This window comes from Pseudomonas sp. GG8, from assembly GCF_052976945.1.
In genome coordinates this window covers 5,415,559-5,441,219 of record NZ_JBRIIP010000001.1, presented here as the reverse complement: position 1 = coordinate 5,441,219, position 25,661 = coordinate 5,415,559, and the positions used below count along the sequence as shown (strand labels likewise).

Below are 25,661 nucleotides of genomic sequence, written 5' to 3'. Positions count from 1 at the left end.
GTTTATCGCGACGCCGGTTATTCGCGTTTGTTGTAGCCATCGCCCGTACAACCCAGGCAGCGGACGAACGCGGACTTACCAGGGTCCACCACCAACGCCTTGCCCGCGTCGCCAATGCCACCGCCAGTTGCGGTAAACGGCAGCGCCACCACGAACAGTACGGCACCCACCAGAGTTGCCGCGATCAGCAAAGGCCGGGCAATCAACAGGTCGCCGATCATGGCGTAGGCCGGCGGCGCTTCGAGGGAGTAGGTTGGATCTCCGCTCCCGTGTGACTCTGCTTGAGCCTGTGCAGGCAGCACCTGCAATCCGAACAGCAAGGCCAAGGCAACAGCGAGGGTACGAAACGGACTCATGGCGTGATCCTTCAAGCTCAACGGTAGTAATGATCGTCACTATAAACAGCGGCGCTGGTTACGCAAGGTTTGCAGCTGTCAGATGCCATTTCAGGCAGGCGCGGGCAAGGCCGCGATTACAGGATATCTATGTCTGGCAACGCGGGCAGTACACGCTGGTACGTTGACCGAGTTTTACTTCGCGCAACTCGGTACCGCAGACTTTGCACGGCTGATGGCCGCGACCGTAAACGAACAGCTCCTGCTGAAAGTAGCCGGGCTGACCATCGCCGCCGATAAAATCCTTGAGGGTGGTGCCGCCGCGCTCGATGGCGTGGATAAGAATGCGCTTGATCTCGATCGCCAGCTTCATATAACGCGCCCGGGAGATGCTCTTAGCCTCGCGACGCGGGTCGATACCGGCGGCAAACAAGGCTTCAGTCGCGTAAATATTACCGACTCCGACCACCACCGCGTTGTCCATGATGAAAGGTTTGACCGCCATTGAGCGTCCCCGGGAACGTTCGAACAGACGTTCCCCATCGAACAGCTCGGTCAACGGCTCCGGCCCGAGACGAATCAGCAATTCGTGATTGAGCGGGTCAAGGCTCCAGAGCATCGCACCAAAACGGCGCGGGTCGGTGTAGCGCAGGGCCATGCCCGACTCCAGCTCGATATCCACATGCTCATGCTTGGCCGCAGGCAATCCGGCGTCGACCAGACGCAAATTACCCGACATGCCCAAATGACTGATCAACGTTCCGACCTCGGCATTGATCAACAGGTACTTGGCGCGACGCGCCACCGATACAATCCGCTGCCCGGACAGGCGCACGTCCAGGTCCTCGGGGATCGGCCAGCGCAAACGCCGGTCACGAACGATCACGCGACTGACGCGCTGACCTTCCAGATACGGCGCGATGCCCCGGCGGGTGGTTTCGACTTCAGGTAATTCAGGCATTGGCGACCCGGACAAAGGAACGAGTGATCGGGCTAGCGGACGCCCAACTCGTGAATGGATTCTTTGAGGTTCTCAAAATCGTAATCGGAAAGCCCCACGTAATCCAGAATCAGATGACCGATGCTGTTCCACTCATGGTCTTCACCCTGATTGCCCAGCACCCGATAGGACGCACAGACATGTTCGGCCATTTTCAGGATCGCCAGCAAGTTCTTCAGTTGGCTGTTGTGACCCGACTCGTCCTGGAAGATCGCCAACGCATTGTGATGGTTGGCAATAGCGTTGCTGACATGCTCCGGCAAACGCCAGGACTTGGCGGTGAAATAACCGACCACGGCATGGTTGGTATTGAATGTATGGTTCTCTGTGTCCACCACACGACAGGTCGGGCTCGCCTTGGCGTAAGCGTCTTCCAACACACTCATGTAGTTGGGGAAGCGCTTGAGCATCAGCGGAATGCCACAGTCATGGAACAGCCCCAGCGCATAGGCCTCGTCCACCGCCTGTGAGCCGGTGCGTTTGGCCAGCGTCAGGCTGGTCATCGCCACATCCTGCGCGGAGTCCCAGAAACGGTTGAGGGTAACGATGGTTTCGTCGGTCATCTCGCCCTTGATCGACTGCGCGTTGATCAGGTTGATGATCGAGGCACTGCCCAGCAGATTTACCGCGCGCTCAATCGAGGCGATTTTATTGGTCAGGCCGTAATACGGTGAATTAACGATTTTCAACAATGCGCCGGACAAGCCCGGATCCTGCGCGATCAACCGGGCAATCGCCCCCAGGTCCGGATCAGGCATGTATTGCTCCATCTGCAAATCCACCATGATCTGCGGCTGTGGCGGCACACTGATGCCTTGCAAGGCCTGCTGAATCTGCTCGGTGGTTAGCGCTTGGGACATAAATACACACTCAGGACTAGGCGGCAATTTTAACCTTTGTGGAGGGGCATCCGACAACACTCAGAACGATGCAATAGACTCCGCCAGTGGTTTATTCCAGTGATCAGGGCCCCGAGCGTGGATGACGCGTTATAATCTCGCTCTTTTTTCCGGAGCGACGTCATGTCCCTGCCTAGCTTGCGCCTCAAAGCCAATGCCGACCGTCGCTTGCGCGCCGGCCACTTGTGGGTCTACAGCAACGAAATCGATGTAGCCGCCACCCCGCTCAACGGCTTTGCTGCGGGCGATCAAGCCATTCTGGAAGCTGCCGGCGGCAAGCCGTTGGGCATTGTGGCAATGAGCCCCAACAACCTGATCTGCGCACGCCTGCTGTCCCGCGACATCAAAGTGCCGCTGGATAAATCGTTGCTGGTACACCGCCTGAACGTCGCGCTGTCGTTGCGCGAACGCCTGTTCGACAAGCCTTATTACCGCCTGGTGTTCGGCGACTCCGACCTGCTGCCGGGTCTGGTGGTCGATCGTTTTGGCGACATCCTAGTGGTGCAACTGGCTTCCGCCACCATGGAAAACCACAAGGACGACCTGCTCGCGGCCTTGATTCAAGTAATCAAGCCGAGCGGTATCCTGTTCAAGAACGACTCCGCCGCACGCGATGCCGAAGGCCTCAACCGTTACGTCGAGACCGCCTTCGGCCTAGTGCCTGAGTGGGTTGCGCTGGAAGAGAACGGGGTGAAATTCGAAGCGCCGGTCATGGCCGGACAGAAAACCGGCTGGTTCTATGACCACCGCATGAACCGCGCGCGCATGGCACCGTACGTCAAAGGCAAACGCGTCCTGGACCTGTTCAGCTACATCGGCGGCTGGGGCGTGCAAGCGGCCGCTTTCGGTGCCAGCGATGTCACCTGCGTCGACGCATCTTCCTTCGCGCTGGACGGCGTTGAACGTAACGCGGCACTCAACGGTTTCACCGACAAAGTGGCGTGCATCGAAGGCGACGTGTTCGAAGCATTGAAGGAGCTGAAAAACGGCGAAGAGCGTTTCGACGTGATCGTTGCTGATCCACCGGCCTTCATCAAACGCAAAAAAGACCTGAAAAACGGCGAAGGCGCTTACCGCCGTCTCAACGAACAGGCCATGCGCCTGCTCAGCAAAGACGGGATTCTGATCAGCGCTTCCTGCTCGATGCACCTGCCGGAGGACGACCTGCAAAACATCCTCCTGACCAGCGCCCGCCATCTGGACCGCAACATGCAGTTGCTGGAACGCGGCGGCCAAGGCCCGGACCACCCGGTGCACCCGGCGATTGCCGAAACGCGCTATATCAAAAGCATGACCTGCCGGTTGCTGCCAAACAGCTGATCACTGCTTCTCGGCCAATCGCGGGCAAGCCCGCTCCTACTGTAGGAGCGGGTTTGCCCGCGATTAAGGTCGGAACGACCTTCGGCATTCCTTCCTGACGCCGCAGGTGTAGAATCGCCTTTATTCATCGCCAGTCATCCCCGGCGGGTTTATGAGCTCAGGCCGAGCGCGCGGCGATCCCGTGGCGTCATCGGTTCACCGCAGCATCCGGTCACTGCCGGGTGTCTGTGTCGTCAATAGAAGCTATCTCCCTTTCCTGATACCTGATTTGCCGCCAGGAGCGCTCCATGCCTGATTACCGCTCGAAAACGTCTACCCACGGCCGCAATATGGCCGGCGCTCGCGCTTTGTGGCGCGCCACCGGGATGAAAGACGCCGACTTCAAAAAACCGATCATTGCCATCGCCAACTCGTTCACCCAGTTCGTGCCCGGCCATGTGCACCTCAAAGACATGGGCCAACTGGTCGCTCGCGAAATCGAACGCGCCGGTGGCGTGGCCAAGGAATTCAACACCATTGCCGTGGATGACGGCATCGCCATGGGTCACGACGGCATGCTGTATTCGCTGCCGAGCCGCGAGATCATCGCCGACTCCGTGGAATACATGGTCAACGCCCACTGCGCCGACGCCATCGTCTGCATTTCCAACTGCGACAAAATCACCCCCGGTATGTTGATGGCCGCCTTGCGCCTGAATATCCCGGTGATCTTCGTGTCCGGCGGCCCGATGGAAGCTGGCAAGACCAAACTGGCCAGCCACGGTCTGGACCTGGTCGACGCGATGGTGATCGCCGCTGACTCCGAAGCCAGCGATGAAAAAGTCGCCGAATACGAGCGCAGTGCGTGCCCGACATGCGGCTCTTGCTCCGGCATGTTCACCGCCAACTCGATGAACTGCCTGACAGAAGCCCTGGGCCTTGCGCTGCCGGGCAACGGTTCGCAACTGGCGACCCACAGCGACCGCGAGCAACTGTTCCTGCAGGCTGGCCGCACCATCGTCGACCTGTGCCGCCAGTACTACACCGAGAACGATGAGTCGGTACTGCCACGTAATATCGCCAACTTCAAAGCCTTCGAAAACGCCATGACCCTGGACATCGCCATGGGTGGCTCGACCAATACCATCCTGCATTTGCTGGCGTCGGCACAGGAAGGTGAAATCGATTTCGACTTGAAGGACATCGACCGTCTGTCACGCAAAGTGCCGCAACTGTGCAAGGTCGCGCCGAATATCCAGAAGTACCACATGGAAGACGTGCACCGTGCCGGCGGGATTTTCAGCATCCTCGGCGAACTGGCTCGCGGTGGCCTGCTGCACACCGATCTGCCGACCGTCCACAGCAAGACCATGGCCGAAGGCATCGCCAAATGGGACATCACCCAGACTGACGACGAAGCGGTACACACCTTCTTCAAGGCTGGTCCTGCGGGCATTCCGACCCAGACTGCATTCAGTCAGTCGACTCGTTGGGAAACCCTGGATGACGACCGTGAGAACGGCTGTATCCGCAGCGTGGAACACGCGTATTCGCAAGAAGGCGGCCTGGCCGTGCTGTACGGCAACATCGCGCTGGACGGCTGCGTGGTGAAAACCGCAGGTGTCGATGAGTCGATCCATGTCTTTGAAGGCAACGCGAAGATCTTCGAAAGCCAGGACAGCGCCGTACGCGGCATCCTCGCCGACGAAGTGAAGGCTGGCGACATCGTGATCATCCGTTACGAAGGTCCGAAAGGCGGCCCGGGCATGCAGGAAATGCTCTACCCGACGTCGTACCTGAAATCCAAAGGCCTGGGCAAAGCCTGCGCCTTGCTCACCGACGGTCGCTTCTCCGGCGGCACCTCGGGCCTGTCCATCGGCCACGCATCGCCAGAAGCAGCAGCGGGCGGTGCGATTGGTCTGGTGCGCGATGGCGACAAAGTGCTGATCGACATTCCGAACCGCTCGATCAACCTGTTGATCAGCGATGAAGAAATGGCCGGACGCCGTGCCGAGCAAGATGCCAAAGGCTGGAAGCCGGTCGAGAAGCGCCCGCGCAAAGTGACCACCGCTCTGAAGGCCTACGCCCTGCTGGCGACCAGCGCCGACAAAGGCGCGGTGCGTGACAAGGCGATGCTTGATAAGTTGATGCCGTAATAAGTAGCCAGAACGTCCATTAGCCCGGCATTGATGCCGGGCTTTTTATTGGGGCTCATTCAGCCATGAAGACACTTAACCCTGTCATTTCTGACAGCTATTTTTTTGTTACGAGGCGATTTAGAGTAGGACCTAAGCCAAGAAATATCTGATTACAAGGAACTAAATCACGATAGAAAGGAAGCTTATTATGAAAACGAAACTACTTATCTGTGCGGCTGCAATGCTCCTGTCTACATACCTATATGCATTGGCGCCAAGTGACCAAACAGAAGACGCAAAAACAGCGGCAGTTGTGGTGGACACAACCATTGAAGTCAGAAATAACTCGACCTTTACAATTTACGTAACCCAGAAAGGTCTTAAACAAGAGGTCTTGCCGAAAGCGACTGCCCAGATTCAGAATTACTCAACACAGCCCGTAGGCGTCACGCCTGTCAGTGGAACTGCTGCCATCAAATACGTGACGGTGACTGGAAAGGTGGGGGCTTGTCAGGCTGTAACGTGCGTTATCGTGCAATAGCTGGAAGCGAAGGCTCTTTAGGAGCAACTGCGGCGCGCAGCCTTTTTGGCGAAGGGCTAATGCGGTGTGCCAGGCACACCGCTTCGCCAATAAGTTGGCTTCTACAGGTTGTACATCCTTCGCCTTACTGAATTTCCTCTGGTTTCACGATCACCCAATTCTTGTCCGCCGTGACGGCCAGGCCTTCTTTGGCTTGGGCAGCCGCGTTTGTGGTCATCATGCCGTTGAGCTGAGTCATGTACTTGTCTTTGCGGTTGACCCACAAATGGACACCGCCCTTACTGACGTCGACGCTGTGAAACAGCATGTAGCCGTCACTGGTTGGGGTGTCGCCACCCACCAGCACCGGTTTTTTCCACTGGTCGATGTACGTCAGGATTGCCGCTTGTTTACCTGCCATCCAGGTTGCAGGCGTCCACAGGTACGGCGTCAGCTCCAGACCCAGGTTGCTCTTCTCATCGTATTTGCCCGCTGTGATCTGCTTGCGCGCAGTCGTCAGTTCGCCTGTCGTGCGATTTTTCAGTAGCGTGGTCACGCCAATCACGTTCTGCGGTTTGACGTTGTAGCCGTACTTGGGATCAGCCGCGACCATACGCACCAACTCCTCTGAAGCAGCGGTCATCACGTAGACCTCGATGCCGTTCTCCATCAGCTTGTTGTACAGCTCGGCCTGCCCGGTGAAAACCTTGGGTGGCTGGACGTCGATATTTTTGACCGTATCGCCATCGTAATACGTGCTCGGCACCGGTTTGCCCGACGCCATCAGCTCATCGACGTAACCTTTGAGTTCCGCGAGCGTGAACCCGGAGAACACCTGAGCCACCCATGGGTAGCACACCATGTCGTCGATTTCACACAGACGGTAGTAGTAGCTGAACAGGCTTTCCTTGTGGTCGGCCGTGTCCTTGAACGGGATCAATTTAAGAGAGGGATCGAGGCTTTCGCGGGTGATCAGGCCCTTGTTTTCCATGAACGGCAGCAGCGACTCTTCCAGATCGTAGCGGTAGCTGGTGTTGTCCATGTCGAACACGGCGAAGTTACCCTTGTTGGCGTTGGCTTCGATCATGGCATTGAGCTGCTTGGCCGCAGGTGCGGGCCAATGGGTCAATTCGGTGGCAAACGTCTGGCTGGCGAGCGCTACGCTCAGTCCCAACGTCAGCACGGCGGCAAACAGTTTTGGCGCGAGATTCATAACGGGGTCCCTCCTCAAGGTTGAAGACTGACCGTAGCAAAATCTCGTGACATCTCTAGCGCATCAACGACCGCCCGTGTCGTGAAGACGTCATGCTGATAACGATTCGCGACACGCGCGTCAAAAACGACAAGGCCCACAAGGGATCTGTGCCTGGGTTTACATTTTTTCCCACACTTCAAAGCTGTAAGCCGGCTTGTCGTCCTGCGCCGGGTTAGGGGTGTTGGACACCAGCCTCCACTGCGCGGTATCGAACTCGGGGAACCAGGCATCGCCTTCAGGGCTGAGCGCCACGCGGGTCAGGTACAGGCGGTCTGCCTGCGCCAGGCCTTGCGCATACAACTGCGCCCCGCCAATCAGCATCACTTCATCGACGCCCTGCTCCCGCGCCCATTGCTCGGCACGAACCACAGCGGCGTCGAGTGAGGTAAACACTTCCGCGCCTTCGAGCTGCAGATCGGCCTGGCGACTGACCACCAGGTTCAACCGCCCCGGCAAGGGCCTGCCCAGCGAATCCCAGGTCTTGCGGCCCATGATGATCGGCTTGCCGAGGGTCGTCGCCTTGAAGTATTTGAAGTCCCCCGGCAAATGCCAGGGCATGGAATTGTCGACACCGATCACACGGTTTTCACCGAGGGCGGCAATCAGGCTGAGGGGGAGATGAGTTTTCATGGGCGCGAGGATAGCAGAAGCGAGTGTTTGCCCCGAGCCCGGCCACAGAGGTTATGCTCACGGCTGACTTTATCGACGAGACGCCGCGTGACTGCTCTGACCCCTCTGGATAGCCTCTGGCTGACTGAAGCCGTGCGCCTGCGCGAAGAACACGCGGGCCCTCTGGAAGACCTGGAGGCCAATCGCCGCGCGCGCACCACCGCAGGCGACTTGCCGACACGCATTCAGAACCGCGCCCTATGGCTGGCCGAGCGCGATGGTTTGCTAAACGCTCTGCATCACTGGAAACAAGGCGCGCGACTGGCATTGATTGTCCTGGCCATTATGGTGGTGATCACCGGGGCCGGCCTGGCATTTGCGGCACTGGGCAACGGGCAAGCGCCGGTCAATGTGTTCTGGGCCTTGGGCAGTCTGCTGGGGCTCAACCTGATCCTGCTGCTCAGTTGGGCGCTGAGCATGCTGTTCGCCGGGGAAAGCACGGCCAGCCTTGGTCGGCTGTGGTTATGGCTGAGTGAAAAGCTCGCCCGCGATGCCCAGGCGGCGCAACTGGCGCCCGCGCTGGTCTTATTGTTGCAACGTCAACGGCTGAACCGTTGGGCGTTGGGCATGGTGGTCAACGGCGCGTGGCTGCTGGCGCTGCTCAGCGCGCTAGTAATTCTGCTGATGCTGATGGCGACCCGGCGCTATGGGTTTGTCTGGGAAACCACTATTTTGCGGGGGGATACGTTCGTCACCGTCACCCAGGCCCTCGGCGCGCTGCCCGCGTTGCTGGGGTTTAGCGTACCGACTGAAACCATGATCCGCGCCAGCGGCGACACGGCATTGAGCATCGAAAGCGCGCGCCAGGCGTGGGCGGGCTGGTTGGTCGGCGTATTGCTGGTCTATGGGATCGTCCCACGCCTGCTGTTGGCCCTGGTCTGCCTGTGGCATTGGCGACGTGGCCGTGCCGCCCTCAGCCTCGATCTGAACATGCCCGGTTACAGCCAGCTTCGCGAACGCCTGATGCCCAGCAGTGAGCGCCTGGGTATCAGCGATGCCGCGCCCGAGCAACTGCACAGCACGCAATCAGGCACGGTAGCGCTCGACAGCGACGGCGCGTTGCTGGTCGCCATCGAGCTCGACGATCAGCGCCCATGGCCGCCGAGTCTGCCGAAGAGCGTCATAGACGCGGGGATTCTCGACAGCCGCGAATCCCGACAAAAGCTGCTCGATCAACTGACCCGCTTTCCACCTGCGCGCCTGACCATCGCGTGCGACCCGCGCCGCTCGCCGGACCGTGGCAGCCTAGCGCTGATTGCAGAACTGGCCCGTTGTGCCGGGGCAACACGGATCTGGCTGCTGCAAGCACCGCCCGGCCAGGCACTGGACGCAGAGCGTTTGGGCGACTGGCATTCAGCCCTGCAAAAGCTCGACATCACTTACGCCGACAGCGCGCCGCTGAAGTGGCTGGAGACCGGCCATGACTAAAGCGCTCAAGCTGGCGGTGGTTGGCCACACCAATGTCGGCAAAACCTCGTTGCTGCGCACCCTGACCCGCGATGTCGGTTTCGGTGACGTCTCACACCGCCCCAGCACCACGCGGCACGTGGAAGGCGCTCGGTTGTCGGTAGACGGCGAGGCCCTGCTGGAGCTTTACGACACGCCCGGCCTGGAAGATGCCATCGCCCTGCTCGACTATCTAGAGCGCCTGGACCGTCCCGGCGAGCGTCTGGATGGACCGGCACGCTTGGCGCGTTTTCTCGACGGCAGCGAAGCTCGCCAGCGCTTCGAGCAGGAAGCCAAGGTGCTGCGCCAGTTGCTGGCCTCGGATGCCGGCTTGTATGTGATCGACGCACGCGAACCGGTGCTGGCCAAATACCGTGATGAATTGGCGGTGCTGGCCAGTTGCGGCAAACCTCTGCTGCCGGTGCTGAATTTTGTCAGCAGTGCCGAACACCGCGAAGCGGACTGGCGCGAAGCCCTGGCGCGTCTGGGCCTGCATGCGCTGGTGCGATTCGACAGCGTTGCGCCACCGGAAGATGGCGAGCGTCGACTGTACGAAAGCCTCGCCCTGCTGCTGGAAAATTCCCGTGAGCAACTGCAACGGCTGATTATCGACCAGCAAGCGCAACGTCTGGCGCGCCAGCAAAGCGCGGCTCGCCTGATCGCTGAACTGCTGCTGGATTGTGCCGCTTGCCGTCGCAGCGTGGCCACCGGATCAGGTCAGGAACAAATCGCCATCGACGCGCTGCGCAAGGCCATTCGCCTGCGCGAACAACGCTGCGTCGAAGCCCTGCTCAAGCTGTACGCCTTCCGCCCGCAAGATGCTGCCGCCACTGACCTGCCGCTGCTGGACGGGCGTTGGGGCGACGATTTATTCAACCCGGAAACCCTCAAGCTGCTGGGCGTACGCCTGGGCGGAGGGATCGCCGCGGGCGCCGCAGCCGGAGCTGGTGTGGATTTGCTGGTGGGCGGGATTACTTTGGGCGCCGCAGCATTGGTCGGGGCGATTGCCGGTGGCGCGCTGCAAACAGCCCGCAGCTACGGCTCACGCCTGCTTGGCAAGCTCAAGGGCCAGCGCGAGCTGACGGTCGACGACGCAGTGTTGCGCCTCCTCGCCCTGCGCCAACGGCAATTACTCCAGGCCCTTGACGTACGCGGTCATGCCGCCATGGATAGGATCACCCTGAGCGCCCCGCAGGACAAAGCCTGGCGTGAAGGGAAACTCCCCGACAGCCTGCAAAAAGCCCGCGCCCACCCGCAATGGTCATCCCTCAACCCGCATCCGCGCCTGACCCAGGCCGAGCGGCAGGAGCAGATTGAAGCGCTGGCCAAGTTGCTGACAGACGCCTGATACCATCCACTTGAACGGTGCCGACAGTCGTATAGGTAATTTTTACTTACGCGAATTCCGCCAGCCCCGGTATCATCCCGCGCCCGATACACCCGGAACCTGAGCACATGAAGCCCAACCTGATCGCCGCCGCAGAAATCGACCGAATCGATACCTGGGCCAAATACTCCAGCACCATGTGCGGTGGCTGCGTATCCAGCTGTTGCACCTTGCCGGTGGAAGTGAAGATCAAGGATTTGATCCGCATCGGCATCGTCGACGAATTCGAGCGCGGCGAACCGGCGAAGAACATTGCCAAGCGCCTGCAAAAGGAAGGGATCGTCGAGCGCTATAACCAGAAGTCGGAAATATTCACCCTGCAGCGCATGAGCAACAACGATTGCCTGTACCTGGATCGCAAAAGCCGACTGTGCACGATCTACGAAAAACGTCCCGACACCTGCCGCAACCATCCAAAGATCGGTCCGCGACCAGGGTATTGTGCCTACGTGCCAAAAACTCCTGAGCGTAAGGTCGCCGACAACACACTGTACATTTTTTGACCTGATCGTCTTTCCCGGTCAGATGGCCTGCGTCTGATACGTCTACCCGGCCATCGCCCCTTGTGCCCACGCTCGCACCTGCGCGTAAGGGTAATTCTCGAGCGCGGCAAAACCCTTGATGCCGCGTGCTTTGAGTTTGGTGAACAGCGGCACGCTGATCCCACAGAGAAACCGGGTCAGGCATTCGGCACTGGGGGCGCTGCCACTGTAGTCCTGGTGCCTGTGCACGAACTCGTCGCATAGCCCATGAAAACTGTCTCCAACCAAGGCCGGCAATGCCGGCGGCTCAGGCAAGCGAGCGATATGGCCGTGGCACACTGAACAGTGTCCGCACTGTTCAGGCGCCTGATAATCGCCAAAATAAAGAGCCAGGCGATAACTCAAGCACTGCTCGGTCGCAAACAGGTCGAGCATGGCGTGGATACGGGCGATTTCCGTGACTTCGTGCTGCTTGAAATAGTCGTGCAGCTCAAGGGCTAGCGCTTGAGGGTCGAAGTCGCAGATGAGCAGGCTATACACCTCGGTCATCTGCTTGCTTTCCAGCTCGATCCAGCCTTTCTCCTGGAAATAATCCAGTGCGGTAACCACCCTGCTCCGTTCGGCCTGGTGCTGCTGATACAACGCCTCGAAACTTACCGTCGCCCATGTCCGCGCCCGACTCGAGGTCTCGATAATCGCCTCGACGAACTGCTTCCGCTCGCCTTCGAAGCGCTGCAATAACACCTCGGGTTCGATCAGAAACTTGAAACGGTATTCAGCAAAATAAGAAAAACGCGGCGCGATAATCTCGCGCAATTCCAGTTGCACCAACAAGGTTTTCAGCGGCAGTTGACGGATATTGCTTTGATCGGCCAAGGGCCCCAGGAGCAATTCCCATTGCCCGTCCACGCTCGCCGTCAGCAGCTCATCGAGGACGTTACGAATGCCCGCGTACTCCGGCGTATCGCCGTAAACAAAGTTCTCCAGCACGTTAAGGCTGTCGCGGTTGGCCAACACCAGACAGTCAGACGGCTGACCGTCACGCCCCGCCCGGCCAATCTCCTGGCTGTAATTCTCGATCGATTTCGGCAGATCGAAATGCACGACATTGCGGATATCGCTCTTGTCGATGCCCATCCCGAAAGCGATGGTTGCCACGATGCAGTTCAACCGCCCCGCCATGAATTGCTGCTGGATCGACTCACGTTGATCATGGGGCAAACCGGCGTGATACGCGCTGGCCGCAATGCCGTTCTGGCTCAGGTGCGCGGCGATCTGTTCGGCAGTCTTCTGCAGGGTCACGTAAACGATGGTCGGCTGACCGCCCCGCTCGCCTAACCACTCCACCAGCCGCCGACGTTTGTCGCGGCCACTCACCGGCTCCACCAGCAGATTGAGATTGGGACGGTAGAAACCGGTGGTCACCACATCGTCCGGCGCGATGGCGAACTTGGCCTGCATGTCGGCGATCACCTGGGGCGTGGCTGTCGCAGTCAGCAACAATGCCTGCGGAATCTTGAACTGACGCTGGTAGTCCGGCAGCTTGAGGTAGTCCGGGCGAAAGTTATGGCCCCACTCGGAAATGCAGTGCGCTTCGTCCACCACCAACAACGAAATCGGCACCTGCGCGATGAAATGACGAAAACGCTCGTTTTTCAGGCGCTCCACGGAAATCATCAGAATTTTCAATTCACCTGAGCGGGCACGCGCCATCACCTGCGCCACCTCATCGCGACTTTGCGCCGAATCGATACTCGCCGCCGCAATGCCATGGCGCTGTAAAAACGCCAGCTGATCCTGGATCAACGCCAGCAAGGGCGACACCACCAGTGTCAGGTGCGGTAACAACAACGCCGGCAACTGATAGCACAACGACTTGCCCGAGCCCGTCGGAAAAATAGCCGCCGCCGAACGCCCCGCCAGCACCGCCACAATCGCCGCTTCCTGCCCAGGACGAAACTGTGGATAGCCGAAAACCTGTTCAAGACTTTTATACATAAGCTGCCACTCCATTGACCGCCGGGAAGGTGTTAGACCTTAACGCGAAGCGGTTGATTGCACACGCATGAGGGCGCACCTGGATCGTCTCGGGAAATTTCATCCTATTCTCTTGGTAAGCAGTGCTGGCAAACTGATATCAGTCGGTTTAACCTTCCCGCAAGAACATTGCAGGGGTCAGGCTGTCGTCGAAAAGCAGAGCACACCGTGCTAGACGGCTCGCCCAACAAGCGAAAATGGATATTATGAAACAACCGGATGATGACGGCCTCACGCGTATTCAACGCTTAAGCCCTGAGCACTTCGATGTCGTACTCGGTGCCCACCCCGGCAAGCGTAAAGCCGCAGACCCACCAGCACCCAAATCCTTTACCCGACTGGCGATGTATCTCATCATTCTAGTGATCGGCACCTACCTGCTCGCCACCCAACTTCACACCAGCAAAACGAGCGTTAACGCAGCACCGGCCAAGGTCGTTCACGAGTAGCCGTCGCCGCGAACATCTGCGCCACACCCACGGAACGACGAACGGATGCCATGAAACGCCATAATCAGGACGATTTCACCCCTCACGACGACTTCAGTGCCGACTATAACGACGCCCCGCCCGGGCTTCGTCGTAAAAAGAACATCACCGCCTCGACCCTGTACCGAAACGTCTTCGCCCTGCTCGCCTTATTCACAGTCGTTATCTACCTTCTGACCCACCGCTCTGACTTCGGCCTACCACTCACCGCCAGGTCAGTCGACGTTCAGGTCCCCATTGCGCAGCCGCCAACGGCACCTGACGACATCGCGTCAGTCACCCCCACCTTTCAAACCATCAACGTCCCAGCCCGCGCCCCGCAAGCCCTCACCGACTGCATCAAGCCCGGGAACGTCATCGACGCAAGCGTTGTCACCTGTCGCTACGGCGAATTCCCACAACCTAGCCAGAAACAGCATGCGCAAGGCATGGTCTCTGCCGAGTACCTGGCGCAATACGAGACCGACAAAATCAACCGTCGAAACCGTCCCGGCCGCAACATCGATCAAGGCATCAACCAGGCATGGGTCCACCAATGGGACGGACGCGGCAGCTATCTCGCTCAATGGACAACCTACGGCAACCGCATCGACGGCAGCAGCGTCTGCGGCAACCATCGACGCGGCTCAATCGAATATCGGGAATGTCGCAAGGGCGCAAAGGTGTACTTCAAAGAGGAATGCAGAGCGTGGAGCAAGCGCTGGGAGAGTGGTCGAGCGGACTTGAGCAAGGCGATGGAGGAACGGTATTGCAGTGCGGCTAACGGGTTTAGCCCTATGGGGTGAACCCTGCTATAGGCGAAATCCTGAAAACTCAGTCAAAAAAAACCGCCCCTAAAGGCGGTTTTTTATTCATCCAGCAACCATCACATCAAAGCTGAGGACCGGCATTTTTGATCGCGTCTGAAACATCAAACTTCTTGAAGTTCTCAACGAACAAACCTGCAAGTGCTTTAGCCGATTCGTCGTAGGCCGCTTTGTCTGCCCAGGTGTTGCGTGGGTTGAGCAATGCGGTGTCTACGCCTGGGACCAACTTCGGTACGTCGAGGTTGATGATGCCCAGGTGTTCGGTTTCTACGCCGATCAGTGCGCCACTCTGGATGGCTGCGATGACGCCACGGGTGGTCGGGATGTTGAAGCGTTTGCCAACGCCGTAGCCGCCGCCGGTCCAGCCGGTGTTGACCAGATAGACCTTCGAGCCGAAGCCGCGGATGCGCTTGATCAACAGTTCAGCGTATTCGCCAGCTGGGCGCGGGAAGAACGGTGCGCCGAAGCAGGTAGAGAAGGTCGACTTGATGCCGCTGCCCGAACCCATTTCAGTGGAACCAACCAGTGCGGTGTAACCCGACAGGAAGTGGTAGGCCGCTTGTTCTTCGCTGAGGATCGACACTGGCGGCAGAACGCCGGTCAGGTCGCAGGTCAGGAAGATCACTGCGTTTGGCTCGCCACCGAGGTTCAGCGGTGCGCGTTTTTCGATCAGTTCACGCGGGTAAGCGGCGCGGCTGTTCTGGGTCAGGCTGTCGTCGGCGTAGTCGGCTTTCTTGGTGACTGGGTCGAGTACGACGTTTTCCAGCACGGCGCCGTGCTGGATGGCTTTCCAGATAACCGGCTCGTTCTTCTCGGAGAGGTCGATGCACTTGGCATAGCAACCGCCTTCGATGTTGAACACAACGCCAACGCCCCAGCCGTGCTCGTCGTCGCCGATCAGGTAACGGCTTTCGTCAGCGGACAGGGTGGTTTTACCGGTGCCGGACAGGCCGAAGAACAACGTTACGTCACCCTCTTCGCCCATGTTGGCAGCACAATGCATCGGCAGAACGTCGACTGCTGGCAGCAGGAAGTTTTGTACCGAGAACAGGGCTTTTTTCATTTCGCCGGCATAACGCATGCCCGCGAGCAGGACTTTCTTGGCCGCGAAGTTGATCATCACGGTGCCGTCGGAGTTGGTGCCATCACGCTCAGGCTCACAGACGAAGGCCGGGGCATTGATGACCTGCCATTCGGTGTGGCCGGACGGGTTGTACTGTTCAGGGTTGATGAACAGGCTCCGGCCGAACAGGTTGTGCCATGCTGTCTCGGTGGTCATTTTGACCGCGAGGTAGTGCGCGGGGTCAGAACCTACATGAACGTGGGACACAAAACGCTCGCGCTCGCCCAGATAGGCTTCAACGCGGTTCCACAGGGCATCGAACTTGTCGGCCGGGAACTTGCGATTGATCGGGCCCCAGGCGATGGCAGCCTGAGTGGTTGGCTCTTCAACGATGTAACGATCAATCGGCGAACGGCCGGTACGGTGACCGGTTTGCACGACCAGCGCGCCAGTATCGGCAAGTACGCCTTCACCGCGATTCAGGGCTTCTTTAACCAGATCATCGATGCACAGATCGGTGTAAACGGCGTTATTAGCTTGCGTCATGAGGTTCCCCGTCGGCCACTGGCCGAGTGCTCCAAACGTTTTGTAGTAGAAATTCCCACACTACTACAGCGGAAAAAGTGGGCCGGATTATGCCAGAAACACCGAAAATAAGGTAGGACCCTCCTGTCAGAACAGCTGCGAAGCGTCCCGTACGGCGTTTCAAGGCGTATTAGCCTATGTTTAATGGCGCGTATCAGATGGCGAATCCACGCCCCCGCCAGAGAACAACTGCGCAACATCAGTGGCATCGAACAAATAGCGTTGATTGCAGAACTGACAGTCGATTTCGATGCTGCCGTTATGCTCGATCACCAGTTGTTGCGCGTCTTCCAGGCCCAGACTGACCAGGGCATTGCCCGAGCGCTCTCGCGAGCAGCTGCAGCGGAACTGTATCGGCTGAATATCGAACATGCGTACCGCGTCTTCGTTGAAGAGGCGATGCAGCACGGTTTCATTGTCCAGGCTGAGTAACTCTTCGCCGGTCAGGGTGCTGGCCAGCGTCGTGACATGCTGCCAACTGGCGGCGCGGTCTTCCGGGTCGGTCAGGCGGTCGGCGGGCAGTTGCTGCAACAGCAAGCCACGGGCGCGCGTGCCGTCGGCGTTGAGCCAGAAACGCGTTTGCAATTGTTCCGACAGGGCAAAGTACGACGTCAGGCTTTCCGACAGGTCAGCGCCGTCCAAAGCAACGACACCTTGATAGCGCTTACCCTGACGAGGATCGACGGTCAGGGTCAGGGTGCCGTCGGGCATCAAGTCTCGCAGTCCCGCGTCAGGGGCTATCTGCTCAGCGTCGTAACGCGCAATGCCGCGTATTTCACGGTCGCTGGAGCATTCCACCATTAGCAACGACACCGGCCCGCTAGAGTTCGCCTGAAGTACCAGCAACCCGTCGAATTTAAGGGTGCCTACCAGCAAAGCCGCAGCCGCGAGCAGCTCACCGAGCAACTGGGCGACCGGCTCGGGGTAGTCATGTTTGGCCAGCACCCCAGCGTAACTACGCTCCAGCGCGACCAGCTCGCCGCGCACATCGCTTTCTTCAAAAATGAAACGCTGGGTGTAATCGTTGTCCGGAAAATCAGGCATAAGAAAAGGTATCTAAAGTGATGACAAAATAAGGAAAAGCGCTGACTAAACGCTATTTAGCACCTGATAACCGGGTGCTGTAAGCCATGCCGACGGAAGGCATTTTATGAACAATCCCGAATTCTTCCAAGACAGATCGAATGCCGTCGGGATGACGGCGTTTTAAAGGTGACGCCGGGTTCAATCGTCACTGCCCGTGTCGCGAAACTGATGAAGCTGCCGACGCTGCTTCTTGGTCGGTCGCCCTTCAGTGCTGATGCCTAAACCGCCCGCTTTGCGCATGGCCGCAGCGTTTTCACGCTTGGCGATGCTTTCGGCTGTCTCGGCATAAAGCGCCTGCGCTTCTGGCGCACCACGGCGTGTGGTCGATAATGCCTGAACCACCACCGTGCGCTCATCAAAACCTGCACGAATCTGAAACTCGTCGCCGATGCGCGGCTCCTTGCCGGGCTTGCAGCGCTCTCCCCGCCAATGGACCTTGCCGCTTTCTATAGCCGCCTTGGCCAAGGCGCGAGTTTTGAAGAATCTCGCCGCCCAAAGCCATTTGTCCAGGCGAACTTTGTCGTCCTCTTCTGGTTTTTGTGCCATCAGAATTCCTCAATCGTGCAATAGTCGGAACTGTACTACGTCACGTCGAGCAGGCGGCAAACCAATCCCTGGATTAATATGCCGCCTATGTTGAAGGTCCCTTTCGCACCGGAGTGCTACGTGACTGATTTCCCAAGCTCGTTGACCTCTCCTAAAGTGGGTTGCCAAGGATGCCAAAGCAGCCCCGCCCTGGATTTTACCTTTGCGTTTGCCTATCAACCGATTGTCGATCTACGCGACCGCTCGGTGTTCGCCCATGAAGCACTGGTGCGTGGCACCAACGGCGAAGGGGCGTTGTCGATCCTCAGCCAGGTCAACGAGCAGAATCGCTACCGTTTCGACCAACGTTGCCGCACACAGGCGATTCAGGGGGCCGCACAGCTCGGCATGAAAGAAAATCTGTCGATCAACTTTATGCCCAGTGCTGTCTATCGTCCCGAGCTGTGTATCCGCAGCACACTGGAAGCAGCCAAGGAACATGATTTCCCGCTAAACCGGCTGATTTTCGAGACCCTGGAAAGCGATCATTTAGATAACAATCGCCATTTGACCAATATTCTGCGTGAATACCGCGAATTCGGCTTCAAGACAGCCATCGACGATTTTGGCGCGGGGTATTCCGGGCTTAATTTGCTGGCCGACTTTCAGCCAGATCTGATCAAACTCGACATGGCGCTGATCCGCGATATCGATCACGATCGCGTTCGGCAGATTATCGTTCGTGGGGTTGTCACAATCTGTGAAGAGTTAGGCGTTACAGTCATCGCCGAAGGCATCGAAACGCCTGGGGAGCGAGACTTTCTGGCTGACTGCGGGATTTTCCTGATGCAAGGCTTCTGGTTCGCCAAACCTGCATTTAAAGCCTTGGCCCAGATAGATCCTGGTGCTTGGCGGACTGTTTGAGGCGTACGGAATCGTTTTGAAAACATTTGATCATTTAACGGTCGTTGGCCTTCGCGAGTGGGTGGCGCTGCCTGATTTAGGGGTGGCTGGCCTGCGCGCGAAAATCGATACCGGGGCGAGCACGTCAAGCCTGCACGCGACCGAGATCGAGCCGTTCGAACGCGATGGGGAAAAGTGGGTGCGCTTCAACGCGCACCTCGGCACGGTGGTGCAACTGCGCCATCGCCGTTGCGAAGCGCAACTGGTCGCGATGAAAACCATAAAAAGCTCCAATGGCCAGGCACAGGTCCGCTACGTCATCCGCACCACCCTGGCGTTGGGTGATCGGGTCTGGCCGGTGGAGTTCACACTGGCCTGCCGTAAAGCCATGCGCTATCGGCTGCTGCTCGGCTCAAACGCTTTGATCGACGGCCAGTTGGTAGTCAATCCAGGCATTACATACGTTCAGGACAAGCCGGCATTCCCGGCCTCTACTACCTCTACCAAAGGTGCTGCATGAAGATCGCTGTGCTGTCGCGTAACCCGCGTCTGTATTCCACCCGTCGCCTGGTCGAAGCGGGCATCGAGCGTGGCCATGAGATGGTGGTGATCGACACCTTGCGCGCTTATATGAACATCGCCAGTCATAAGCCGCAGATCCACTACCGCGGCAAGCCGCTGGAAGGTTTTGATGCGGTGATCCCGCGGATTGGTGCTTCGGTGACGTTCTATGGCTGCGCCGTGCTGCGTCAGTTTGAAATGATGGACGTCTTCCCGCTCAACGAGTCGGTCGCTATCGCGCGCTCCAGGGACAAGCTTCGCTCGCTGCAATTGCTTTCCCGCCGTGGCGTCGGCCTGCCGGTCACCGGTTTCGCGCACTCCCCGGATGACATCCCCGACCTGATCCAGATGGTCAACGGCGCCCCCTTGGTGATCAAGGTGCTGGAAGGGACTCAAGGCATTGGTGTGGTGCTGTGCGAAACGGCCACTGCCGCCGAATCGGTGATCGAGGCTTTCATGGGCCTGAAGCAGGACATCATGGTTCAGGAGTACATCAAGGAAGCCGGCGGTGCGGATATTCGCTGCTTCGTGGTCGGCGACAAGGTCATCGCCTCAATGAAGCGTCAGGCAAAACCGGGGGAGTTTCGCTCGAACCTGCACCGTGGCGGCAGCGCCAGCCTGATCAAAATCACACCCGAAGAGCGCATGACGGCCATCCGCGCCGCCAAGGTCATGGGGCTGAGCGTGGCGGGCGTGGATATCCTGCGCTCCAATCACGGACCGTTGGTGATGGAAGTGAACTCGTCACCGGGCCTTGAGGGTATCGAAACCACCACCAACAAGGACGTTGCCGGGATGATCATTGAATACCTGGAGAAAAACAGCGGCCCGAACATGACACGGACCAAAGGCAAGGGCTGACAGAACGGATAAAACACAAGACCTGTCCGGAGTGTCAGGTCTTGTTGAGCAGGAAGAGTAACAAAGAGTCTTCGCGAATGAATTCGCTCCCGCAATGGATGGATCGGGAGCGAAGTCAGTGCATAACGTTTAAACCGCATCCCTCGGCAACATCAGCCCCAATGGCAAGCGCACTCGCGCTTCCAGGCCGCCTCCAGAACGATTTCGCAGCTCGACATTGCCACCATGCATGGCCGCAATACGCTTGACGATGGCCAGGCCCAGACCGGTGCCTTTGCCGCTACGCGCACGGTCGCCACGGATGAAGGGGTTGAAGATACCCTCCAGCTCCGACGGATCGATCCCGGCGCCCCGGTCGAGCACACTCAGCACCACATAGGGTGCATTGGCGTCACCTGACACATAAGCAGCGACTTCAATGCCGTTACCGGCATGGTGCATGGCGTTGCCGATCAGGTTGTTCAGCAAGCGCTTCATCGAAACCCGACGCAACGGGAAAGGTGGAATCGGCTCCAGACACAACCGAATCTGCTCGGTCGGATGGTTGAACGGCGCCACCACTTCACGCACCAGATCGCTCAGGTCGACGTCTTCGACTTCCTCATCACGCCCGTCGCGAATAAACGCCAGGAATTGATCAAGGATTGCATCCATGTCTTCGATATCGCGGACCATGCCATCGGTCAGTTCATTCTCTTGCGTCATCAACTCAAGGGACAAACGCAAGCGGGTCAAGGGGGTTCGCAAGTCGTGGGAGACCCCCGCCAACATCAATTCCCGCTCCTGCCCGGCCTGCTCGACATCCTCGGCCATCTGGTTGAAGGCGCGGTATACCTCGGCCATTTCGCTGGGCGTGTCGCTGATCGGCAATCGGACACTGCGCCCTTGCCCCAACTGGCGGGCAGCAAAGACCAGACGCTTAAGCGGCTGATTAAGCTGTCGAACGAAGATCCACGCAGAGGCTGTGGACAACAAGCCAATGGCGAGGAACCAGCCCAGCACACTCCAGATTTTCTGGCCGCGCAGTGGGTGCGGGTACAACGGTACTTTCAGCCAACCGTCACCCAGGCTTGGGGCCCGCACCCACAAGGCTGGCGGCGCATGCACCCGCAGACGCACTTCGGTGTCCGCACCCAACTCGGCTTGCATCTGACGCTGATAAATCTCGCTGTACGGCCAATGTTGCTCGCCTTCGGGCACGCCGCCGCCGACCACCCGAATCAACCCGGCAGCCTCGGCAATCGCCGAGCGATCATGCTCATCCGCCGCCCAATAGGCGCGTAAGGTCAACGCAACACCGTGACTGTATTGCCTGTCGACCAGCACGTCCTCGTTCATCAATAGATAAACCAGGGTCAGTGCCTTGGAGAACAGCACGACAATCAACACCAGCCACAGAGTGCGAGAGAAGAAGCTTTGCGGGAACCAGAGCGGGGTTTTCATTGCAGTCGCTACACACTTTGCAGGCGCGAGCCAGGCTCGCAAAAATGGCGAAGCGCGATTGGTATCCGTCGCGTAAACGCCTCGACCCAAAACGTCGATAGCCCTGAACAGGGCTATCGAGTGTGTCAGTCAGGACTCAGCGGTCCTGGTTGGCGCCTACACAGCGCCAATCACTTGGTTCCGGCACCATCGGGAACAAACACATAACCCACGCCCCAGACAGTCTGGATGTAGCGCGGTTTGGAAGGGTCCGGCTCGATCAAGCGACGCAGTCGCGAAATCTGTACATCGATGGAACGCTCCAACGCATCCCACTCGCGTCCACGGGCCAGGTTCATCAACTTGTCGCGGGTCAACGGCTCGCGGGCATGCATCACCAACGCTTTGAGCACCGCGAATTCGCCAGTGGTCAGCATGTGCACTTCATCGCCACGCTTGAGCTCACGGGTTGCCAGCGACAGTTCATAGTCACCGAATGTCACGGACTCATCTTCACTGCCTGGCGCACCGGGAACAGGCACCGCCTGACGACGCAATACGGCTTTGACCCGTGCCACCAGTTCATCGGGGTTGAACGGCTTGGACAGGTAATCGTCAGCCCCCAACTCCAGACCACGAATTCGGCTCAGCTCATCGCCTTTGGCGGTCAGCATGATGATCGGCACCTGATTGTTCGCAGCACGCAAGCGGCGGCAAGCGGACAGCCCGTCTTCACCCGGCAGCATCAAATCGAGGACAACGAGGTGGAAAACCTCGCGTGCGAGCAGGCGATCCATTTGCTCGACGTTGGCCACGGCGCGCGCGCGATAGCCTTTGCTGGTGAAAAAACGCTCTAACAGGCTGCTTAATCCTGGGTCGTCGTCAACGATGAGGATTTTTTCGCCTTCAGCAGGTTGTGCAGTACTGCTCATTAGATGCTCCTTTGATCTCGGTGCGCATTATGGCGTAGCTGCCGGTTTACGTACTGTGTGCATTGTTAGCAGATTTTTCCTGAGTCGCCAGCAACGGTTGTTGGTAGCCCTCGTGAAAGGGCGCAATCCCCCTATTCAGAGATCGCTGGGTATAATGCGCCGCCTTGAAGTCAGGTAGCGCCTGACAATGGCCAATCGCGTTTTATTTGCTCACAATTTGCCAGGTGGTTTTATGGACAGCATCAACAGCCGCATCGCCGAGGAACTCGGTGTCCGCCCACAGCAGGTCGCAGCGGCCGTCGCTCTGCTGGATGAAGGCTCAACCGTGCCGTTCATCTCCCGTTACCGTAAAGAAGTGACCGGCAGCCTTGATGACACCCAGTTACGCCACCTGGAAGAGCGCCTGCGCTACCTGCGCGAACTCGACGAGCGGCGCATCAGCATCCTTGCGAGCATCGAAGAGCAAGGCAAGCTGACCCCGGAGCTGGCGCGCGACATCAAACTCGCCGACACCAAAACCCGCCTCGAAGATTTGTACCTGCCCTACAAACAAAAGCGCCGCACCAAGGGCCAGATTGCCCTGGAAGCTGGCCTGGGCGAGTTGGCCGACGGTCTGTTCAACGACCCGACCCTGAACCCGGAAAGCGAGGCAGCACGGTTTGTCGACGCGGAAAAAGGCGTGGCCGATGTGAAAGCCGCCCTCGAAGGCGCCAAATACATCCTGATGGAGCGCTTCGCCGAAGACGCCAACCTCCTGGAGAAACTGCGCAGCTTCCTCAAACACGAGGCTGTTCTCAGCGCCCGCGTGGTAGCTGGCAAGGAAGAAGCCGGCGCCAAGTTCCGCGATTACTTCGAACACGACGAACCCCTGAAAAGCATGCCATCGCACCGCGCCCTGGCCATTTTTCGCGGTCGTAACGAAGGTTTTCTCAGCTCATCCCTGAAAGTTGGCGAAGAGCTGCCTGGCGCCATGCACCCGTGTGAAATGATGATCAGCGAGCGTTTCGGCCTGCAAAACCAGAATCGCCCCGCCGATAAATGGCTGGCCGAAGTGGTCCGCTGGACCTGGAAGGTCAAGCTCTACACCCATTTGGAAACCGACTTGTTGGGCGAACTGCGCGACGGCGCGGAAACCGAAGCGATCAATGTGTTCGCGCACAATCTGCATGATCTGCTGCTGGCGGCACCGGCTGGCCCTCGCGCCACCTTGGGCCTGGACCCTGGTCTGCGCACCGGGTGCAAAGTGGCGGTGGTCGACGCGACCGGCAAGCTGCTCGATTACGCGACGGTTTATCCGCACGTACCCAAGAATCAGTGGGACCAGACCATCGCCGTGTTGGCCGCACTGTGCGCCAAGCATTCGGTGGACCTGATCGCTATCGGCAACGGCACTGCCAGCCGCGAGACCGATAAACTGGCCGCCGAACTGATCAAAAAATACCCAGGTCTGAAAATGACCAAAGTGATGGTGTCCGAAGCCGGTGCCTCTGTGTACTCGGCTTCCGAGCTGGCTGCCAAGGAATTCCCGGAGCTGGACGTGACGATCCGTGGCGCGGTGTCGATTGCCCGCCGCCTGCAAGACCCGTTGGCCGAACTGGTGAAAATCGATCCGAAATCTATCGGTGTCGGTCAGTACCAGCACGACGTTTCGCAGCTGAAACTGGCGCGAGGCCTGGATGCGGTGGTCGAGGACTGCGTGAACGCTGTTGGCGTCGATGTGAATACCGCATCGGTTGCCTTGCTCGCCCGCATCTCTGGCCTGAACACCACGCTGGCGCAAAATATCGTCGCTCACCGCGATGAAAACGGCGCCTTCAAGACCCGTGCTTCGTTGAAGAAAGTCAGTCGCCTCGGCGAAAAGACTTACGAACAGGCTGCCGGCTTCCTGCGTGTAATGAACGGCGACAACCCACTGGATTCCTCGGCAGTTCACCCGGAAGCCTATCCGCTCGTAAAACGCATCGCCGCTGAAACAGACCGTGATATCCGTTCGTTGATTGGCGACGCTAGCTTCCTCAAGCGCCTTGATCCGAAAAAATACACCGATGAAACTTTCGGCCTGCCGACCGTCACCGACATTCTGCAAGAGCTGGAAAAACCGGGCCGCGACCCTCGCCCCGAGTTCAAGACAGCCGAGTTCCAAGACGGCGTCGAAGAGCTCAAGGACCTGGAGTTGGGGATGATCCTCGAAGGCGTGGTCACCAACGTGACCAACTTCGGCGCTTTCGTCGATATCGGCGTGCATCAGGACGGTCTGGTCCATATCTCCGCGCTGTCCGAGAAGTTCATCAAGGACCCGCGTGAAGCGGTCAAGGCCGGTGACGTGGTCAAGGTCAAGGTCATGGAAGTCGATATCCCGCGCAAACGCGTCGGCCTGTCGATGCGCATGAGCGACACCCCAGGCGAGAAAATCGACGGTGCCCGTGGCGCGCGTCCTGGGTCTGCTCCTCGCTCGCAACAACAAACCACGCCCCGCAAGGAAGCCCCGGTAGCCGCAGCACCGACCAATAACGCAATGGCTTCGTTGTTCGCCAACGCCAAACAGTTGAAGAAACGTTGATGGTCATCCCCGAAGGGCTGACCCAGAGCGCTTATTTCAAGATGCTCGGCTGCCAGCTGCAGCGCCTGGACGACGGCGTTGCCGAAGTCAGCCTGGCGCTGGAACCTCACCTGCGCAATCGCGGCAACGTGATGCATGGCGGTGCGATCTTCAGCCTGGTCGATATCGCCATGGGGCTGGCCTGTTCCAGCTCCCACGGTTTCGATCAGCAGAGCGTGACGGTCGAGTGCAAGATCAACTACGTCCGGGCTGTGTCCGAAGGCGAGGTGCTGTGCATCGCTAAGGTGTTGCATGCCGGGCGGCGCACGCTGGTTGTCGAGGCAGAAGTGCTGCAGGGCGACAAACTGGTCGCAAAAGCACAAGGGACGTTCGCAGTCATCTAGCTGTCGCACGTCGATTTGG

24 protein-coding genes are annotated in these 25,661 nt (G+C 58.8%); 13 read left to right on the top strand and 11 right to left on the bottom strand.

Annotated features, from left to right (window positions below; translation table 11 throughout):
• Positions 1 to 17 precede the first annotated feature (17 nt).
• The 3 genes from ACVBEG_RS25610 to ACVBEG_RS25600 form a co-directional block, all read right to left on the bottom strand.
• Positions 18 to 356: a multidrug transporter gene (locus ACVBEG_RS25610; RefSeq protein ID WP_322176900.1), complete on the bottom strand. Its 339-nt coding sequence runs from the start codon at positions 354 to 356 to the stop codon at positions 18 to 20.
• 127 nt (positions 357 to 483) lie between these two features.
• Positions 484 to 1,296 carry a bifunctional DNA-formamidopyrimidine glycosylase/DNA-(apurinic or apyrimidinic site) lyase gene (gene mutM / locus ACVBEG_RS25605; RefSeq protein ID WP_322176901.1) on the bottom strand — a complete coding sequence of 271 codons (813 nt, stop codon included), beginning with the start codon at positions 1,294 to 1,296 and terminating at the stop codon, positions 484 to 486.
• A 32-nt stretch (positions 1,297 to 1,328) separates the two neighbouring features.
• Positions 1,329 to 2,141, bottom strand: coding sequence for an HDOD domain-containing protein (locus ACVBEG_RS25600; protein WP_322182928.1), 813 nt, complete (start codon positions 2,139 to 2,141; stop codon positions 1,329 to 1,331).
• A gap of 216 nt (positions 2,142 to 2,357) precedes the next feature.
• On the opposite strand from ACVBEG_RS25600, the gene ACVBEG_RS25595 reads away from it, so the two are divergent.
• The 3 genes from ACVBEG_RS25595 to ACVBEG_RS25585 all read left to right on the top strand — a co-directional run bounded on the left by ACVBEG_RS25595 (position 2,358) and on the right by ACVBEG_RS25585 (position 6,212).
• Positions 2,358 to 3,554, top strand: coding sequence for a class I SAM-dependent rRNA methyltransferase (locus ACVBEG_RS25595; protein ID WP_322176902.1), 1,197 nt, complete (start codon positions 2,358 to 2,360; stop codon positions 3,552 to 3,554).
• A 287-nt stretch (positions 3,555 to 3,841) separates the two neighbouring features.
• Entirely contained in the window at positions 3,842 to 5,689 is a 1,848-nt protein-coding gene (ilvD, locus tag ACVBEG_RS25590; RefSeq protein WP_322176903.1) for a dihydroxy-acid dehydratase, read from the top strand.
• Positions 5,690 to 5,879: 190 nt separating this feature from the next.
• Entirely contained in the window at positions 5,880 to 6,212 is a 333-nt protein-coding gene (locus tag ACVBEG_RS25585; protein WP_322176904.1) for a hypothetical protein, read from the top strand.
• A 124-nt stretch (positions 6,213 to 6,336) separates the two neighbouring features.
• Here the strand turns inward: ACVBEG_RS25585 and ACVBEG_RS25580 are convergent, their stop codons facing one another.
• On the bottom strand, positions 6,337 to 7,404 hold the full coding sequence (locus ACVBEG_RS25580) for a haloacid dehalogenase-like hydrolase (RefSeq protein WP_322176905.1): 1,068 nt from the start codon (positions 7,402 to 7,404) through the stop codon (positions 6,337 to 6,339).
• Positions 7,405 to 7,563: 159 nt separating this feature from the next.
• On the bottom strand, positions 7,564 to 8,076 hold the full coding sequence (locus ACVBEG_RS25575) for a dihydrofolate reductase (protein WP_322176906.1): 513 nt from the start codon (positions 8,074 to 8,076) through the stop codon (positions 7,564 to 7,566).
• Between the two features lie 87 nt (positions 8,077 to 8,163).
• Here ACVBEG_RS25575 and ACVBEG_RS25570 point away from each other — a divergent pair, with 87 nt between their 5' ends.
• From ACVBEG_RS25570 to ACVBEG_RS25560, 3 genes are all read left to right on the top strand, one after another.
• Positions 8,164 to 9,543 carry a DUF2868 domain-containing protein gene (locus tag ACVBEG_RS25570; protein WP_322176907.1) on the top strand — a complete coding sequence of 460 codons (1,380 nt, stop codon included), beginning with the start codon at positions 8,164 to 8,166 and terminating at the stop codon, positions 9,541 to 9,543.
• Positions 9,536 to 10,909 (top strand): DUF3482 domain-containing protein, encoded by a 1,374-nt coding sequence (locus ACVBEG_RS25565; RefSeq protein ID WP_322218476.1) that lies wholly within the window; start codon positions 9,536 to 9,538, stop codon positions 10,907 to 10,909. The genes ACVBEG_RS25570 and ACVBEG_RS25565 overlap by 8 nt, the downstream gene beginning before the upstream one ends.
• Before the next feature lie 107 nt (positions 10,910 to 11,016).
• Entirely contained in the window at positions 11,017 to 11,451 is a 435-nt protein-coding gene (locus tag ACVBEG_RS25560) for a YkgJ family cysteine cluster protein (RefSeq protein ID WP_219062893.1), read from the top strand.
• 42 nt (positions 11,452 to 11,493) lie between these two features.
• On the opposite strand, the gene ACVBEG_RS25555 is transcribed toward ACVBEG_RS25560, so the two are convergent.
• A complete protein-coding gene (locus ACVBEG_RS25555) occupies positions 11,494 to 13,428 on the bottom strand; it encodes a RecQ family ATP-dependent DNA helicase (RefSeq protein ID WP_322176909.1) in 1,935 nt (644 codons plus the stop codon).
• A gap of 236 nt (positions 13,429 to 13,664) precedes the next feature.
• On the opposite strand from ACVBEG_RS25555, the gene ACVBEG_RS25550 reads away from it, so the two are divergent.
• Positions 13,665 to 13,916: a hypothetical protein gene (locus ACVBEG_RS25550; RefSeq protein ID WP_322176910.1), complete on the top strand. Its 252-nt coding sequence runs from the start codon at positions 13,665 to 13,667 to the stop codon at positions 13,914 to 13,916.
• A gap of 50 nt (positions 13,917 to 13,966) precedes the next feature.
• Positions 13,967 to 14,740 (top strand): hypothetical protein, encoded by a 774-nt coding sequence (locus ACVBEG_RS25545; RefSeq protein WP_322176911.1) that lies wholly within the window; start codon positions 13,967 to 13,969, stop codon positions 14,738 to 14,740.
• 85 nt (positions 14,741 to 14,825) lie between these two features.
• Here ACVBEG_RS25545 and ACVBEG_RS25540 read toward each other — a convergent pair whose 3' ends face one another.
• The 3 genes from ACVBEG_RS25540 to ACVBEG_RS25530 form a co-directional block, all read right to left on the bottom strand.
• Positions 14,826 to 16,370: a phosphoenolpyruvate carboxykinase gene (locus ACVBEG_RS25540; protein ID WP_322218482.1), complete on the bottom strand. Its 1,545-nt coding sequence runs from the start codon at positions 16,368 to 16,370 to the stop codon at positions 14,826 to 14,828.
• 180 nt (positions 16,371 to 16,550) lie between these two features.
• Positions 16,551 to 17,453, bottom strand: a complete 903-nt coding sequence (gene hslO / locus ACVBEG_RS25535) for an Hsp33 family molecular chaperone HslO (RefSeq protein WP_322176913.1) — start codon at positions 17,451 to 17,453, stop codon at positions 16,551 to 16,553.
• A gap of 180 nt (positions 17,454 to 17,633) precedes the next feature.
• Complete coding sequence (locus ACVBEG_RS25530) at positions 17,634 to 18,041, bottom strand: RNA-binding S4 domain-containing protein (RefSeq protein WP_322176914.1); 408 nt, start codon at positions 18,039 to 18,041, stop codon at positions 17,634 to 17,636.
• A 120-nt stretch (positions 18,042 to 18,161) separates the two neighbouring features.
• Here ACVBEG_RS25530 and rimA point away from each other — a divergent pair, with 120 nt between their 5' ends.
• From rimA to rimK, 3 genes are read left to right on the top strand one after another with little or no spacing between them, the layout of a single operon-like run.
• Complete coding sequence (rimA, locus tag ACVBEG_RS25525) at positions 18,162 to 18,944, top strand: S6 modification regulatory phosphodiesterase RimA (protein ID WP_322176915.1); 783 nt, start codon at positions 18,162 to 18,164, stop codon at positions 18,942 to 18,944.
• A gap of 16 nt (positions 18,945 to 18,960) precedes the next feature.
• On the top strand, positions 18,961 to 19,443 hold the full coding sequence (gene rimB, locus ACVBEG_RS25520) for a retropepsin-like aspartic endopeptidase RimB (protein WP_219062902.1): 483 nt from the start codon (positions 18,961 to 18,963) through the stop codon (positions 19,441 to 19,443).
• Positions 19,440 to 20,345: a 30S ribosomal protein S6--L-glutamate ligase gene (gene rimK, locus ACVBEG_RS25515; RefSeq protein WP_219062904.1), complete on the top strand. Its 906-nt coding sequence runs from the start codon at positions 19,440 to 19,442 to the stop codon at positions 20,343 to 20,345. The genes rimB and rimK overlap by 4 nt, the downstream gene beginning before the upstream one ends.
• A 129-nt stretch (positions 20,346 to 20,474) precedes the next feature.
• Here the strand turns inward: rimK and ACVBEG_RS25510 are convergent, their stop codons facing one another.
• Positions 20,475 to 21,788 carry an ATP-binding protein gene (locus tag ACVBEG_RS25510; protein ID WP_322176916.1) on the bottom strand — a complete coding sequence of 438 codons (1,314 nt, stop codon included), beginning with the start codon at positions 21,786 to 21,788 and terminating at the stop codon, positions 20,475 to 20,477.
• Between the two features lie 170 nt (positions 21,789 to 21,958).
• The gene (gene ompR / locus ACVBEG_RS25505) at positions 21,959 to 22,699 is read right to left on the bottom strand and encodes an osmolarity response regulator transcription factor OmpR (RefSeq protein WP_219062907.1); all 741 of its coding nucleotides are present in this window, start codon (positions 22,697 to 22,699) and stop codon (positions 21,959 to 21,961) included.
• A 232-nt stretch (positions 22,700 to 22,931) separates the two neighbouring features.
• On the opposite strand from ompR, the gene ACVBEG_RS25500 reads away from it, so the two are divergent.
• Both ACVBEG_RS25500 and ACVBEG_RS25495 read left to right on the top strand, forming a co-directional pair.
• Positions 22,932 to 25,259 carry a Tex family protein gene (locus ACVBEG_RS25500; protein WP_322176917.1) on the top strand — a complete coding sequence of 776 codons (2,328 nt, stop codon included), beginning with the start codon at positions 22,932 to 22,934 and terminating at the stop codon, positions 25,257 to 25,259.
• Positions 25,259 to 25,642, top strand: a complete 384-nt coding sequence (locus ACVBEG_RS25495) for a PaaI family thioesterase (RefSeq protein ID WP_322176918.1) — start codon at positions 25,259 to 25,261, stop codon at positions 25,640 to 25,642. The genes ACVBEG_RS25500 and ACVBEG_RS25495 overlap by 1 nt, the downstream gene beginning before the upstream one ends.
• The last annotated feature ends 19 nt before the right edge of the window (positions 25,643 to 25,661 follow it).